At 69.2% G+C, this 14,830-nt stretch carries 13 protein-coding genes; 4 read left to right on the top strand and 9 right to left on the bottom strand.

What is annotated here, in order from left to right:
• Positions 1–51 precede the first annotated feature (51 nt).
• The 5 genes from IF64_RS0123600 to typA all read right to left on the bottom strand — a co-directional run bounded on the left by IF64_RS0123600 (position 52) and on the right by typA (position 8,294).
• Positions 52–966, bottom strand: coding sequence for an ABC transporter permease (locus tag IF64_RS0123600; protein ID WP_030534373.1), 915 nt, complete (start codon positions 964–966; stop codon positions 52–54).
• Position 967: 1 nt separating this feature from the next.
• Positions 968–1,987, bottom strand: a complete 1,020-nt coding sequence (locus IF64_RS0123595; RefSeq protein ID WP_030534372.1) for an ABC transporter permease — start codon at positions 1,985–1,987, stop codon at positions 968–970.
• A gap of 195 nt (positions 1,988–2,182) precedes the next feature.
• Positions 2,183–3,937, bottom strand: a complete 1,755-nt coding sequence (locus IF64_RS0123590; protein ID WP_030534371.1) for an ABC transporter family substrate-binding protein — start codon at positions 3,935–3,937, stop codon at positions 2,183–2,185.
• 333 nt (positions 3,938–4,270) lie between these two features.
• On the bottom strand, positions 4,271–6,145 hold the full coding sequence (locus tag IF64_RS0123585) for an ABC transporter family substrate-binding protein (RefSeq protein ID WP_342779927.1): 1,875 nt from the start codon (positions 6,143–6,145) through the stop codon (positions 4,271–4,273).
• Between the two features lie 238 nt (positions 6,146–6,383).
• Positions 6,384–8,294 carry a translational GTPase TypA gene (gene typA / locus IF64_RS0123580; protein WP_030534369.1) on the bottom strand — a complete coding sequence of 637 codons (1,911 nt, stop codon included), beginning with the start codon at positions 8,292–8,294 and terminating at the stop codon, positions 6,384–6,386.
• Positions 8,295–8,449: 155 nt separating this feature from the next.
• On the opposite strand from typA, the gene IF64_RS25735 reads away from it, so the two are divergent.
• On the top strand, positions 8,450–8,686 hold the full coding sequence (locus IF64_RS25735; protein ID WP_036877730.1) for a hypothetical protein: 237 nt from the start codon (positions 8,450–8,452) through the stop codon (positions 8,684–8,686).
• A 44-nt stretch (positions 8,687–8,730) separates the two neighbouring features.
• Here the strand turns inward: IF64_RS25735 and IF64_RS0123570 are convergent, their stop codons facing one another.
• The 4 genes from IF64_RS0123570 to IF64_RS0123555 form a co-directional block, all read right to left on the bottom strand.
• The gene (locus IF64_RS0123570) at positions 8,731–9,030 is read right to left on the bottom strand and encodes a YciI family protein (RefSeq protein ID WP_030534368.1); all 300 of its coding nucleotides are present in this window, start codon (positions 9,028–9,030) and stop codon (positions 8,731–8,733) included.
• Between the two features lie 77 nt (positions 9,031–9,107).
• Positions 9,108–9,506: a (deoxy)nucleoside triphosphate pyrophosphohydrolase gene (locus tag IF64_RS0123565; protein WP_048807234.1), complete on the bottom strand. Its 399-nt coding sequence runs from the start codon at positions 9,504–9,506 to the stop codon at positions 9,108–9,110.
• On the bottom strand, positions 9,503–10,963 hold the full coding sequence (locus IF64_RS0123560) for a sensor histidine kinase (RefSeq protein WP_246134768.1): 1,461 nt from the start codon (positions 10,961–10,963) through the stop codon (positions 9,503–9,505). Before IF64_RS0123560 ends, IF64_RS0123565 begins: the two co-directional genes overlap by 4 nt.
• Positions 10,960–11,670, bottom strand: a complete 711-nt coding sequence (locus IF64_RS0123555; RefSeq protein WP_030534365.1) for a response regulator transcription factor — start codon at positions 11,668–11,670, stop codon at positions 10,960–10,962. The genes IF64_RS0123560 and IF64_RS0123555 overlap by 4 nt, the downstream gene beginning before the upstream one ends.
• A 140-nt stretch (positions 11,671–11,810) precedes the next feature.
• Here IF64_RS0123555 and IF64_RS0123550 point away from each other — a divergent pair, with 140 nt between their 5' ends.
• From IF64_RS0123550 to IF64_RS0123540, 3 genes are read left to right on the top strand one after another with little or no spacing between them, the layout of a single operon-like run.
• The gene (locus IF64_RS0123550; protein ID WP_030534364.1) at positions 11,811–12,863 is read left to right on the top strand and encodes a LolA family protein; all 1,053 of its coding nucleotides are present in this window, start codon (positions 11,811–11,813) and stop codon (positions 12,861–12,863) included.
• On the top strand, positions 12,860–13,843 hold the full coding sequence (locus tag IF64_RS0123545; RefSeq protein WP_051758118.1) for an ABC transporter ATP-binding protein: 984 nt from the start codon (positions 12,860–12,862) through the stop codon (positions 13,841–13,843). The genes IF64_RS0123550 and IF64_RS0123545 overlap by 4 nt, the downstream gene beginning before the upstream one ends.
• Complete coding sequence (locus IF64_RS0123540) at positions 13,831–14,697, top strand: ABC transporter permease subunit (RefSeq protein WP_030534362.1); 867 nt, start codon at positions 13,831–13,833, stop codon at positions 14,695–14,697. The genes IF64_RS0123545 and IF64_RS0123540 overlap by 13 nt, the downstream gene beginning before the upstream one ends.
• The last annotated feature ends 133 nt before the right edge of the window (positions 14,698–14,830 follow it).

The following is a 14,830-nucleotide window of genomic DNA, read 5'->3' as shown; positions in this document are numbered from 1 at the left end:
TGCGTCGTTCCGTTGTCGGTGGCCTTCGGCCGCCCTACTCCGGCGGGAGGTTCACGCCTTCACGCGCCGCTGGCGTGGGTCGAAGGCGTCGCGCAGACCGTCACCGATGAAGTTGATGCTCAGCGAGATGAGCACCAGCACGGTGAAGGCACCGAAGAACAGCCACGGCCTGCCCTGCATCTGCTCGTAGTTCTCCGAGATGACCAGGCCGAGCGAGGTGTCGGGGATCTGCACACCGAGGCCGATGAACGACAGCGCGGCCTCGGCGAGCACGGCCTGAGCGACCGCGAGGGTCGCGTTGACCGTGATCGTGCCGACCATGTTCGGGATCAGGTGCTTGAACACGATGCGGCCCGTGCCCGCGCCGGACGCCCGCGCCGCCTCGATGAACTCCCGTTGCGACAGCGACATCGCCTCGGCGCGGGTGATCCTCGCGATCGGCATCCACGCGAACAACGCGAGCACGATCGCGACGACGTACCAGCTGCCCGCGAAGACCTTCACGAGGATCGCTGCGGCGGCGATCTGCGGGACGATCAGGAACAGGTCGGTCAGCCGCGAGATCGCCGAGTCGGTGATGCCCCGCAGGTACCCCGCGAGAGCACCGAAGACCACGCCGAGCAACGTCGCGATGATCGCCACCGTCAGCGCGATCAGCAGCGAGTACTGCGTGCCACGCAGCACCTGGGCGAGCATGTCCTTGCCGACCTGGGTCGTGCCCAGCAGGTGGTCGGCGCTCGGTTCCACATAGGACGGGTTGTCGGCGTCCCAGTAGCCGTGCGGATAGAAGATCGGGATGATCAGCGCCGCCAGCGTGAGCAGCACCAGCACGACCAGGCTGGTCATGGCGAGCTTGTGCCGCAGGAACTTCCGCAACACCATCTTGCCCTGGCTGCGTGCTTCCGGCAGGGCCTCGCCACCGCTTTCGGAAAGGCCGGATTCGGTCCCGGCGCTCATCGAGTTCAAGTCAGCCAACGCGAATCCTCGGGTCCAGAATGCCGTACACCAGGTCTGCGATGAGGTTGGCGACGACCACCGCGATAGCGATGACCACGATCCAGCCCATCAGCGTGTTCGGGTCGTTCTTGTTCACGGCCTCGACGAGGACCGTGCCCATTCCGTTCCACGCGAACACCTTCTCGGTGATGATCGCGCCGGTCACGACCGTCACGAAGTTCACCGAGAACAGTGTCGTCACCGGGATCAGCGCGTTGCGGAACGCGTGGCGCATGATCACCCGCGACTGGGCAAGGCCCTTGGCCTGCGCCGTGCGGACGTAGTCCATGTTCATCGTGTCGAGCATCGACGAGCGCTGGAATCGGCTGTAGGCGGCGAAACTGATGAACATGATCGACAGCGTCGGCAGGGCCAGACCACCGATGTAACCGATGATCGAGTCGAAGAACCCGTCCCCGCCGCTCAACGACTCCGGGCTGGTCGTCTTCAGGAACGGGCTGCCGAGCCACGAGTCCCAACCCAGGTTGTTGATCATGATGTTCAGGTCGATGCCGTACATCTTCAGGATGATCGCGACACAGAAGATCGGCATCGAGAAGAAGAGGAACGCCAGCGTCGTGGCGATGTAGTCGATCGGCGAGTACTGCTTCACCGCCGCCAGCACACCCACGGCGACACCGAGCAGCAGCGCGATGACCTCGGCGGCAAGCACCAGCTGGATGGTGACCTCGAAGGCGCTCATCACCTTCGGGAACACCGGCTGCATGTTGGCGCCCTGGGCGATCGAGATGCCCCAGTCGCCGGTCAGGAATCCACCGAGCCAGTCGAAGTAGCGCGGCACGATGCCCATGTCGAGGCCGAGCTGGGCCTCGAGGTTTCTGATCGACTCCTGACTGACCCCCGGCTGCGTTCTCAGTTCGCCGAGAGGATCACCCGCGGCCGCGACCATGCAGAAAACCAGGAAGGTTCCGATGAACAGGATCGGAATCGAGATCGCCAATCGGCGAAGGATGTAGACAACCAGGTTCAACGACTTGCTCCTACTCCGAGCTGCGCCCGGAATTATGCGCTACTGCTCGCGCCACGATAGTGGGACCGTCGGCGAAGTGAACAGATACTTACGTCGTGCGTCGGGGGCCGGACGGTAGGTCCGGCCCCCGACGTCGACGTCAGCGCAGCCGATGATGCTTACGGCATCAGTGTGAAACGGGCAGAGCTGCCGGTATCACTCGGCAGGCTCCCATTCACCGACGTTCCACAGCGCACCGTTGTACGACTGCATGTACACGCGGTCGATGTTCCGGAAGCCCCACATGGACGGCGTCGCGAAGATCGGCAGCGTCGCGTAGGTCTGCGACAGCGCCTCGTCCGCCTCCTGGTAGTGCTTCCTCGCCTCGTCCTCGTCCGGCGTGTTGCCCGCGGCCTCGTAGGCCTTGTCGACCTCGGGGTCGCTCAGGCCCTGCCAGTTCTGGCCACCACCGGTGATGTAGATGTCCTTCTGGGTGGACTTGTATGGCTCGGAGGACCAGCCAAACAGCGCGACGTCGTAGTCGCCCTTGTCGACTCGGCCGGCCAGGAAGTTGGGGTCCTGGTCGTCCTTGACCTCGATACCGGCCTTGGACGCGGCCGACTGGATCAGCTCGACGGTCTGCTTACGCCGCTCGTTGTCGTTGTGCGAGATCTCGATGGAGAACCGCTGACCGTTCTTGGCGTAGATGCCGTCCGAACCCTTCTTCCAGCCACCTTCCTGCAGGATCTTCTCGGCCTCTTCGGCGCCCTGCCCGGACTTGTCGCCGTAGTGGTCCTCGTAGCCCTCTTCACCCTGGAAGAACGCGATGCTGTTGTGCGGTTCGGCGTCCGGCTGCACACCCTTGACCAGCTTGTCGACGATGTCCTGCCGGTCGACGACGGCGAAGAACGCCTTGCGCGCGGCCTCGTCGGAGAAGATCCGCTTGAAGTTCAGGTCCAGGTGCTCGTAGGTCAGCTGCGGCGCGGAACCGTAGACGACACCCTGCGACTCCAGGCTCTTCATCTTGTCGGCGGACGTGGTGTCCGGCTGGGTCGAGGCGGCGACGTCAACCTCGCCGTTCTCGAGCGCGGTGGCCATCGCCTGGGTGTCCGGGATCGTCCGGACCGTGACCTCACGCGGGCCGCCCTTGGCGCCGATCCACTCCGGGTTCTTGTCCAGCACGACCTGGCCGGAGTTGCGGTCGAAGCTCTTGATCTTGTACGGGCCGGAGCCGGGCATGAGCTCCTCGTCGAAGCCCTTGAAACCGCCCGCCCAGAACTCGGCGACCTTCTCGGCGTCCGGCGAGTCCGGCGTCACCGCGGTGATGTCCTTGACGCCGGTCTCCTTCTCCACCACGTGCGCGGGCATGATCGCGCCTGCGGAGAACAAACCCTTGTAGTCGATGTAGGGCTTGCTGAACTCGGCCGTGAAGGTCTTCTCGTCCTCGCACTTCGGCTGCTGGATCAGCTCGTAGCCGGTCGTGGAGGCCGCGTTGAAGCCGTCGACCTTGCCGGAGTGCGCGAGCCAGGCGAGGTAGAAGTCCTCACAGTCCCATGCCTCGCCGTCGGACCACTTCGCGCCGTCCTTGATCTTCCATTCGACGGTGTACGGGTCCTCGGAGGTGACCTCGACGGATTCCATCAGGTCGCCGTTGATGAGGGGCTTGTTGTTACCGTCCAGCAGCGTCGGACCGCCGAGCACCGCCGTCAGCACGTAGTTGTTGTACGAGCTGTTGGCGTCGGCCGTGTCGTTGTTGTACGCGGTGAACTTGTCGTCGATGGCGACCGTCACCGGGTCCATCTCCTCGACGTCGGCCAGCGTGAAGACGTCGCCCTTCTGGGCCTTGCCCTCGGCCATGCTCTCCACGTCGGCCGACTGGCCGTCCGAGTTCCCTCCGCCACCACAGGCTGTCAGCACCAGCGCCGACGCGGCCACCAAGGACATGGCGGAGATTGCTTTGGATCTCCTCATTACGTGTGCCCTCCTAGCACTGAGCCCGCGGTTGTCCGCCCGCTGAGCCCACACCCTCCGGCCGGTCTGACCGGAGCATATGACACGCCCCACCACTCGGTCGGCGCATTCGCGGAGGAACGCTAAGAAGGCGAGCCACTGGCAGTCACCATCTACCTAGGGATCGTGACCAAAGGGTGACTTCCGTCTAGCGCCCGGACATCCACTTCTTACATTCGGTAAACATCCGCCGCCCAGCAGGCGACGTTTGGAGAGCAATGTAATCGTTCGCGAGCGCGTGCGGGCGGCGAACCTCCGAAAAGATTCCGGGGGCGGCGGTCGGTGACCGCGTGGTCACCCGCTGCGGCGAGTCCAGTCCACCGCCGAACGGAACGGGTCCGTGGGGTGCTCGGACGTGCGCACGCCCTCGACCCCGGTCGAGACGGCGACGGTGTCGACGGGCTGGAACAGCGGAATCGTCACCCCGGCGTGCCACAACGAAGGTTCCGCCGTGGCGAGCGCATCGCTGAGCGGTGTCGCACCGGTGAGGGCGTCCTCGATGAACGGCTGCAGGCTCGGATCGCAGTACCCCGCGACGTTGGCGCTTCGCAGCTCTTCGGACTCCGAATCGTTGCCTTCCGCGCTTTCCGTACTTTCGGCGCTTTCGGCATCCTCGGTGTTTTCGGCACCTTCGGTACTTTCCGCACCCTGATCGGCTTCCCCGCCGCCTTCGCGATCCGGCTCACGGGACGTCGACGTGGGCGGCGCGCTCTCCCCCGAATCGCCGTCGGTGCCCTCGTCCCCGTCGCCGGCGACACCACTGGCGGGATCGCCTGCGGGTGCGCACCCGAACGACGAGGCCAGCGTCGAGGCCGGGTCGGCGCTGACCGGCTGCGGCACGACGGCGATGTCGACCGGCATGGCGTCGGCGCCGCTGTCGCCCGGCGCGAGGTAGTGGTTGTACAGCTCGCGGGCCGACTCGGGCTCGACGTCGCGGACCTCGATGCCGGCGTCGACCAGTTGCCGGGACAGCTCCTCGGCCACCGACGCGTACGGTTCCTGCTCGCCGGGGGACGCCAGCGCCAGTGACAGCGGCCTTCCGTCGCGCGTCCACGTTCCCGCCTCGCGCTCGAATCCGGCCTCCCGCAACAGTTGCGCGGCCCGTTTCGGCTGCGGGTGGCGCGGCGCTCCGCGCGGAATGGTCGCCGAGTAGTCCTCATCGGACGGAGCACGGACCTGGGCGCTCGCGCGGTGGGAGGCCGAAGGGCCGCCCTCCGCACCCGCCTTGATCAACGCGTCCCGGTCCAGCAGGGCGCCGACCGCTTCGCGCACCTGGTCGTCGGCGAGCTCGCCGACCGGCCGCAGCAGCGTCGAGACGACGTAGGGTCTCGGCGACTCGGACAGCTCGACGTCGCCGCGCAGACCACGGAGCCGCTCCATCCCGGACTGGTCCGTGCGCAGCACAGCCAGCTGGTCCGTACCGGTGCGCAGGGCGTTGACGAGACCGTCCGGGTCGGTCCTGCGCAGCACGACCTTGTCGACCGTGGCCGGCTTCTCCCAGTAGCGCTCGTTGCGTTCCAGCACCATCTCGCCGCGCGCGGAGTCGACGCTCGTGATGGCGAACGGGCCGCCATAGGCGGGAAAACTGTCGTTGAGCGCGTTCTGCCACCCGCCGGGTGCGTCCTTGAGCAGGTGCGCGGGCAGCAGGTGGTCGAACAGCGTCCGCCAGCCCGGATACGGCTGCGAGAACTCGACGTCCACGCGTTTGCCCCCGTCGGCGGGGCGGATCTCGGAGATCAGCCGGTAACCTGCGGCGCCCACGACTCCCGGTTCGGAGCGCATGGCCTCGTACAGGTAGACGAAGTCCTCGACGGCGATCGGTGCACCGTCGGACCAGGAGGCCTCGGGGCGGATCTCGTAGGACACCGTGAACGGATCGTGCGCCACCACCTCGGCCGAGGTCATCAGGCTCTCGTCGAGCGTGAGCCGCCCGTCCGCACCGGGCCGGAACACCGACGGCAGCAACATCGAGGCCAGCGCCGAGGTGGTGGTCGACTGGTCGGCGAGGTTGTGCGGGTTGTACCCACCGCCGATCGAGTCGACGCCCACGGCGATCTGCGACTGCTCCTCAGCGGCAGGCTTCGAGGTCACCGCGACCGGGGAACTGACGACGGGAGGCGGCGGCATGTTCGTACACGCGGTGGCCAACGTGGCCACGAGCGCGAACACGAGCGCGCAGGCTCGTGGGCCCAATCGCCCCCCACCGATCGCGCGCACGCCGCTGCTCCCCTTTCCGCGTCACTGGTCTCCGACGGCCCGAGCCTGCCAGACCCGGTGTGTAGAGGGTGTCTGGCGTCCCCCTGCTCTCGCCGTCACATGGACGTACGGCGCCGCGGATCCGTTCCCCGGCAGGCGCGGCCGGTGACGCGATCGCTGTCGACGGCGCCTGCGCGGGGTCGGCAACCGGTCACACGCGGTCGCGCGACTTGGCGCGCGAACGCTCCTTCGCTCGCTGCGAACCGTCGAGCGTCACCTTGCGCACGCGCACGACCTTCGGCGCCACCTCGACGCACTCGTCGACCGAGCAGAACTCCAGCGCCTCCTCGAGGCCGAGCTTGCGCGGCCGGGCGAGGCGCTCGAGCTCGTCACCGGTGGACGAGCGCATGTTGGTGAGCTTCTTCTCCTTGGTGATGTTGATGTCGAGGTCCTCGGCCCGCGGGTTCTCGCCCACGACCATGCCCTCGTACACCTCGGCACCCGGTTCGACGAAGAACTCGCCGCGGTCCGCCAGCTGCAGCATGGCGTACGTCGTGACCGGGCCGGAGCGGTCGGCCACCAACGAGCCCGAGTGCCGGGTGCGGATCTCGCCTGCCCACGGGAAGTAGCCCTCGAAGACGTGGTTGGCGATACCGGCGCCGCGCGTCTCGGTGAGGAAGTCGGTGCGGAAGCCGATGAGGCCGCGCGAGGGCAGGACGTACTCGAGCTTGATGCGGCCCGTGCCCGCGCCCTCCATCTCTTCCATCCGGCCCTTGCGCGAGGCGAGCAGCTGGGTGATCGCACCCATGTGCTCCTCGGGCGAGTCGATGTAGAGCCGCTCGAACGGCTCGTGCAGCTTGCCGTCGATGGTCTTGGTGACCACCTGCGGCTTGCCGACGGTGAGTTCGAAGCCCTCCCGGCGCATCTGCTCGACCAGCACGGCCAGCGCCAGCTCGCCGCGGCCCTGCACCTCCCAGGCGTCGGGACGCTCGGTGGGCAGCACGCGCACGCTCACGTTACCGATGAGCTCCTGGTCGAGACGCGCCTTGACCAGGCGGGCGGTGACCTTGTCGCCGCCGTTGCGGCCGGCCAGCGGCGAGGTGTTGACACCGATGGTCATCGAGATCGCGGGCTCGTCCACGGTGATCCGCGGCAGCGCCTCGGCGTGTTCGGGGTCGGCGAGCGTGTCGCCGATGGTGATGTCGGGGATTCCCGCGATGGCGACGATGTCGCCTGCCGTGGCCTCCTGCGCGGGCACCCGCTCGAGCGCCTCGGTGACGAGCAGCTCGGAGATCCGCACCTGCTGGACCTCCCCGCCTTCCCGCAGCCACGCCACGGTCTGCCCCTTGCGCAGCTTGCCCGCGTAGATGCGCACCAGCGCGATACGACCGAGGAAGCTCGACGCGTCGAGGTTCGTCACGAGGGCGCTCAGCGGGGCCTCGGGGTCCGCGGCAGGCGGCGGCATGTGGTCGAGCAGGATGTCGAACAGCGGGTCGAGGTTGTCGTTGTCGGGCACCTGGCCGTCGACGGGACGTTCGAGGCTCGCGCGCCCGTCGCGGGCCGCCGCGTAGATCACGGGCATGTTGAGCACGGCGTCCATCGCGGCGTCGTCCATGCCGTCGATGTCGCCCGCCAGCTCCAGCAGCAGGTCGTGGGTCTCCTCGACGACCTCGGCGATCCGCGCGTCGGCGCGGTCGACCTTGTTCACCACGAGCACGACGGGCAGGCCCGCCTCGAGGGTCTTGCGGAGCACGAACCGGGTCTGCGGGAGCGGACCCTCGCTCGCGTCGACGAGCAGCACCACGCCGTCGACCATCGACATGCCGCGCTCGACCTCACCGCCGAAGTCGGCGTGGCCGGGGGTGTCGATGACGTTGATGGTGATCGGACCGTCGGGGGTGCCTCGGCGGATGGCCGTGTTCTTGGCCAGGATCGTGATGCCCTTCTCCCGCTCCAGTTCGCCGGAGTCCATCACGCGATCCACCGGTTCGGTGCGTTCGCTGAACGCGCCCGACTGCCGCAGCATGGCGTCGACCAGCGTCGTCTTGCCGTGGTCGACGTGAGCCACGATGGCGATGTTCCGGAGGTCGGTCCTGACCTTCTCGGAGGTGAGTGCAGGCACGCGTAGAACTCCTGAGGACGAGAAAGGGTTGGATGACCTGCGCCGATCGCCGGCACCCGGTCTTTTCCCAGCGTACCGCCGCCCACGATGTGCTCAGCGCCACACCTCATAATGACTGAGGTTGCCCTAACCTAAGCGGGGACCTGACGTCGCCCGTGGAGCGTGAATCGGTGGGCAAGAAGCACAAGTCCGGCAAGCGCATCAAGGCCAGCACGAAGCTCGCCGTGGCGCTCGCGATGGAGGACGACCCCAAGGCCGCCGTTCGCGGGATGATCAAGGCAGGGCAGCTCAAGAAGAAGTGCTGCAAGTCCACCCCACGCTGCGCGAAGTGCCCGGTGATGGCGTTGCAGACCGCCAAGACCATGCGGTCGAAGGTCTCGAAGGCGGCCTAGGTGTCAGACGCGACGGTGTCAGACGCGACGGTGTCAGACGCGGCCTAACGCGCGAGCAGCTCGTTGACCGCGTGGAGTTCGTGGCAGGTGCGGCTCGCGCTGAACTCGATGACCTCGTAGGCCGCGAGATGACCCAGCGACAGCGGGTCCGAGGCGAGCATCGCGTCGAGTTTGAGTCTCGACATGGGCCGTACGATCAGCACCTCGCCGCGGTGCAGGTCGCGACGACCCGAGGCGATCAGGTGGTTCTGCTCGTACTGCTTGGCGAGCCACTCGGCGTGGTCCGGCAGGGCGTAGTCGACGTCCGGCACCGGAGCTGTGTAGGTGACCATCACGACGTACATACATCGAAGGTACGCCCGTCGAGAACCCAGCGCAGCACCCGAAAAACGCCGGTGAGATCCGCCCTCTCGCGCCGCGGTCAGGCGAGCAGCTCCTCGAGGTCGGGCACGAGCCCGCGGTCGGCGGGCAACCAGTCGACGCCTGCCACCTCGTCCGCGCCGACCCAGCGCAGTGCCTTGTGCTCGACGGCGCGCGGGACGCCGCCCCCGACGAGGGCCGCGGCGTAGACCCGCAGCAGCGAACCGCCCCGCAGGACGACGTCGTCGCCGATCCGCACGCCCACGGTGACCTCGACGTCCAGTTCCTCACTGCATTCCCGGCGCAGTGCGTCCTGCTCGGTCTCGCCGTCCTCGACCCGCCCGCCGGGCAGTTCCCACAGTCCGGCGGCCTCGTCGGGATAGGCCCGCTGCTGGACGAGCAGCTTGCCGCCGTCGACGATCGCCGCCGCCACGATCACACGTTCCACGGTTCCGGTCACGATCGACGATCGTGCCTGCGCCAGCTGACCTCGAAACGGGCACCCCCGTCCGGCGACTCCCCGACGACGACCCGCCCGCCCCGCCGCCGCATCGCCTCGGCCACCAACGCCAGTCCCAGCCCGGTTCCTCCCGAGCTGCGTGCCCGGTCGTCGGAGGCCCGGTAGAACCGGTCGAACACGCGTCCCCGGTGTTCGGGGTCGACACCGGGACCGTCGTCGTCGACGACCACGCGGACCCACGCGCGCGTGGCCAGCACCGACACCACGACGCTGCTCGCGGCGTGCCTGGCCGCGTTGCGCAGCAGGTTGTCCAGCACCAGTTCGACCTCGGACGGTGCGGCCCACGCCCACGCCTCCGGGACGAGAACGCTCACCCGCACGTCGGGCTGGTCGGCCGTGCCGCGTCCGCGTTCGACGGCCGCGCGCACCTCCGTGACGAGTTCGACGGGTTCGGCGGTGGGCAGTTCCCCCGCGTCGGCGCGCGCCAGCGTGAGCAGCCCGTCCAGGAGGGTCGAGAGCCGTTCGGCCTCGACGAGGATGTCGGCGAGCGTCTCCTGCGCCACGGCCCCGTCCCCGGCCGCGACGCCGACCTCGGCCTGCACGCGCACGGAAGCCACGGGCGAACGCAGCTCGTGCGCGGCGTCGCCGGTGAACCTGCGCAGTCGCTCGCCGACCTCGTCGTAGCGCGCGAGCAACCCGTTGAACTCCGCGGTGAGGGCGCCGAGTTCGTCGGCGGACGCGGGTTCCGGCAGCCGTCCGCCGCTCGGCAGGGCGCGCAACGACCGGCGCATCCGGCCGACCGGGCGCAGCGCTGCGCCGGTCACGAGCCACGTGACGACGCCGACGAGCAGCGCGCCCGCCAGCGCCCCGCCGACGAGCCAACGGCCCGCTTCGGCGGTCGCCGAATCCTGTCCCGCCAACGGCGCCTGCGCCGCGACGAGGAGTTGCGTCCCGTCCGGCGCCGTGGCGACCGTTCCTGCCCACCGCACGGGCACCGCGCCGTCGCGGCCTGCGACGGTGACCGCGAGGCCGGCCTTGAGCTCGGCGACGTGCTCGTCGTCGAGTGCGGGACGGGCGCCGCCGTCGACCGGGTCGCCGGCCGTGTCGAGCACTCGGATCGGAATTCCGTCCGTTGTGGACACTTCAGCGGGTGCATCGCCGGATGCGGTGCGGGCGAGCGACGAATCCTCATCGGGAACCCGCCCGGCACCGTCCGGTTCGCCACCGCTGTGTTCGACACCGCTGTCTTCGACGCCGTGTGCGGCCGTCGACGCGGCGGCGCGCAGGTCGGCGTCGACCCCGTCGACCAGCCACGGCTCGACCCACCGTCCCCCCGCGAACGCGAGCCCGAGCAACACGACGGCAGCCACGAGTGTGGTCACCGCGGTGATGCGCACCCGCAGGCCGCGGCGCCGCCATCCGAGCAGCCACCGCCGCGCGAACCGTCGTCCCGTCACGGCACGCGTTCCGCGTCCGGATCGCCTGCCACGTAGCCGTGTCCGCGGACCGTGCGCACGAACGCCGTCGCGCCCACGGCGTCGAGTTTGCGCCGCAGGTAGCCGACGTAGACCTCGACGACGTTGCGGGTCGCGGCGCGCTCGTCACCCCACACCGACTGCAGCAGCTCCTCCTTGGTCACCACGGTGCCCGCCCGTCCCGCGAGCGCTTCGAGCAACGCGTACTCGCGCGGGCTCAGCGGCACCGGTTCGTCGCGCCAGTGGACCTCGCGGCGTGCGCGGTCGAGCACGAGCCCGCCGATCCGCAGGGTGCCCCGGGCGCCCTCGGCCGCGCTGCGCCGCAGCGTGGCACGCACCTGCGCGACCAGTACGACGAACGAGAACGGTTTCACGACGTAGCCGTCGGCTCCCAGATCGAGGCCGTCCGCCTGGTCGATCTCGCCGTCCTTGGCCGAGATCAGCAGCACCGGCGTCGTCACGCCCTCCGCGCGGAGCCGCTCCAGCACGCGATACCCGGACAGGCCGGGCAGCATGATGTCGAGGAGCACGACGTCGAACGCGCCCGTCCTGGCCAGGTTCAACGCCGTGTGCCCTTCGGCGGCCACGGTGACGTCCATGCCCTCCGCGCCCAAGCCACGGCGCAGCGCCTTGCGCACACCCACTTCGTCGTCGACGACCAGCACTCGCGGTTCCACGTGTGTCAGCATGCCGCCTTCCCGGCCCGCGCGCGGGATCTCTCAGCGGCTTCTCAGCGGGACGGACGCTCTCAGCTCGGTCTCAGCGTGCGACTCGCAGTCTTGTCGGTGCAGGACAACACTGGCGAACATCGGGGAAACAGGGAGGACTCGTGAACACGAAACGGAAGGCGACGACGGTGGCCGTCGCGGGGACGGCGGTGGGTGCGCTGGGGCTCGGGCTGCTGGCGATGCCCGCGGGCGCGGAGGACGCACCGGAGCTGCCGGAGATCGGAGCGGAGCGGCTGGTCGGATCGGTGCTGGAGACCGAGCCGCCCGCCCTCGCAGGCACGGCGACGGTCGACAACGAGCTCGGCTTGCCTGCGCTACCGGGTGTGCCCGCACTCGATGCCCAGTCGGCGCGTGTCTACTACGACGGCGACGGCAAGGGCCGGGTGGCGATGGAGAAGGAGTCGAGCGAGCTGACGTACGTGCTCGGCGAACGGGAGCTGTGGTCCTACGACTCGGCGGAACGGTCGGCCACGCGCACGCCGTTGCCGTCGCAGGCGCGCGACGAGCACCGCACCCAGCAGCCCGTCGACCCGGCTCAGGCGGCGACCCAGGTGGTGGACCGGCTGAAGGAGACCTCGGACGTGTCGGTCGACGGCACCGCCAGGGTGGCGGGCCGGGCGGCGTACGAACTGGTGCTGACGCCGAAGCCGGACGAGCGGACGCTGCTGCGCGAGGTCCGCGTGGCCGTCGACGCCGAGGAACGACTGCCGCTGCGCATGTCGGTGCTGACCCACGGCACGACCGAACCCGCGTTGGAGGTCGGCTTCTCGGAGATCCGGTTCGGCCCGCAGCCGGAGCGGCTGTTCGAGTTCACGCCGCCCGAGGGCACGAAGGTGACCGAACGCGCCGCGGACGACACCGGCCGTCCCGACGGCCACGGCGCGGCCGCAGCGCCCGAGTTCGACGTCGTGGGCGACGGCTGGGACACGGTCGTCGTGGGACGCGTCCCGCAGGAGATGCTCGACCGCGCCGCCGACAACGGCGCCGACGTGACCGCCATGCTCGACCGGCTCGGTAAGCCCGTGCAGGGTGAGTTCGGTTCCGGTCACGTGGTCGAGACCCGGGTCGGCACGGCGTTGATCACCGACGACGGCCGGGTCGCCGCCGGTGCCGTGCCCGAGCAGGTGCTGCGTCAGGCGCTGGAGAACCGGTGACCGCGCCCGCCGACACCGTGGTGGCGGGTCCCTCCTCGGAGGGGCCCGCCCCCGCGGCCCGCACGCGCGGGCTGCGGAAGACGTACGGGCGCACCGTCGCCGTGGACCACGTGGATCTCGACGTGCCGGAGGGCGCGGTGCTGGGCATGCTCGGCCCCAACGGCTCCGGCAAGACGACCACCATCCGCATGCTGCTCGGCCTCGTGCGGCCGACCGAGGGCGAGGTCGAACTCCTCGGGCACCGCATGCCCGACCGGGCGGCCGAGGCCCTTCCCGACGTGGGCGCGCTCGTCGAAGGCCCGGGCTTTCACCCGTTCCTGTCGGGACGGGAGAACCTGTTGCGACTCGCCGCGGCCGAACCGCGGTTGACGTCGGCGCGCATGGCGGGCGCCGTGGACGACGCGCTCGAGCGGGTCGGCCTCACCCGCGCAGGTGGCCGCCGGTATCGCGGCTACTCACTCGGCATGAAGCAGCGGCTCGGGCTCGCGGGCGCGCTCCTGGTGCCGCGCAGGCTCGTGGTGCTCGACGAACCCACCAACGGACTCGATCCCGCAGGCACCAGGGAGATCCGCTCGGTCATCGCCGATCTGCACCGCGACGGCGTGACCGTGCTGGTGTCCTCCCACCTGCTCGCCGAGGTGGAGGCGACCTGCACCCACGTGGCCGTGCTCAACGACGGCGCACTCGTCGCGCAGGGCGAGCTGGCCGAGCTGCTCGAATCCGAATCACCCGCACTCGAGGTGTCCACACCGGACACCACGACCGCGCTCGAGACGTTGCGCGCCGCGCATCTGACGGCCAGGCCGGCACCGGACGGCGTCCGGGTCGAACTGACCCGCGCCACGGCGCCGGACGTCATCGCCATGCTCGTCGGCGCGGGCGTTCCGATCCACGAGGCCACCCGCAGCCGCACGGGGCTCGAGGACCTGTTCGCCCGGCTGACCCAGGACAGCGAGGAGTCGCCGACATGGACACCCTGACCGCACCGGCCCGCCGCACCGCACCGACGTCGCGGCTCGTGCGCGCCGAACTCCGCTGGATCTTCCGCAGGCCGCGCTCGCTCGCCGTCCTCGCACTGCTCGGCGTGATCCCCGTGATCATGGGCGTCGCGCTGACCGTCTCGGGTTCACCGGAACCGAGCACCGGAGGCGCGCCCGGCGACGACCAAGGTGCCGGCCTCCTGTCGAGCGCACTCGGCAACGGGCTCGTACTCCCCGTCGCCGCGCTCGTCATGACCCTCGGCATGCTGCTGCCCCTGGCCTCCGCCATGTCCGCAGCCGACGCCCTCGCCGGCGAGACCTCGACCGGAACCCTGCGCGGCTGGCTGCTCGCACCCGTGAGCCGCGGCAGACTCCTCGCGATCAAAGCCATCGGCGTCGCCACCTTCACCCTCGCCGCCGTCGGCGTCATCGCCGTGATCGGCACACTCACCGGACTCGTCATCAACGGCACCGACACCCTCGCCACCATGTCCGGCACCACCCTGCCGCTCACCGACGCACTCGGACGCGTCGCCCTCGCCGCAGGCTGGGTCACCATCCAACTCTGGGCCGTCGCAGCCGTCGCCCTCGCCATCTCCGCCTGCACCGAACACCCGATGGTCGTCCTCGCCTCCGTACTCGGCGGCCTCATCGTGTTCACCGTGCTCGGCAACCTCGACGCCCTCTCCTGGCTCCACCCCTTCCTCATCACCGAATCCTGGTGGTCCGTCATCGACGTCCTCCGCGACCCCATACCCTTCGACGACCTCACCAACGGCCTCCTCGTCGCCCTCTGCTACCTCCTCATCGGAGGATCACTCTCCTATTCCCTCCTCGTTTCTCGGGATGGATGATTTGGTGGGTGATTGGCGGGTGCGGTTTGCCGTCGGGTTTTTCGCCTCGCCGGCTGGGCAGGTCTCTGGGATGGCGTTTTTCCGCTTCGCACCATTCCGTCGAACCTGGCTTTTTGTTTATCACGCTGCAGGC

This window comes from Prauserella rugosa (genome assembly GCF_000719975.1).
Classification (GTDB): Bacteria; Actinomycetota; Actinomycetes; order Mycobacteriales; family Pseudonocardiaceae; genus Prauserella; species Prauserella rugosa.
The sequence above is the reverse complement of the archived record's forward strand: the minus strand, read 5'-3'. Positions and strand labels throughout refer to the sequence as shown.

What these genes read in the sequence shown, in the direction of transcription:
- IF64_RS0123540 (WP_030534362.1), top strand. Translation starts at nt 13,831, where the DNA reads ATGGACACCCTGACCGCACCGGCCCGCCGCACCGCACCGACGTCGCGG.
- IF64_RS0123590 (WP_030534371.1), bottom strand. Translation starts at nt 3,937, where the DNA reads ATGAGGAGATCCAAAGCAATCTCCGCCATGTCCTTGGTGGCCGCGTCG.
- IF64_RS0123555 (WP_030534365.1), bottom strand. Translation starts at nt 11,670, where the DNA reads ATGCTGACACACGTGGAACCGCGAGTGCTGGTCGTCGACGACGAAGTG.
- IF64_RS0123570 (WP_030534368.1), bottom strand. Translation starts at nt 9,030, where the DNA reads ATGTACGTCGTGATGGTCACCTACACAGCTCCGGTGCCGGACGTCGAC.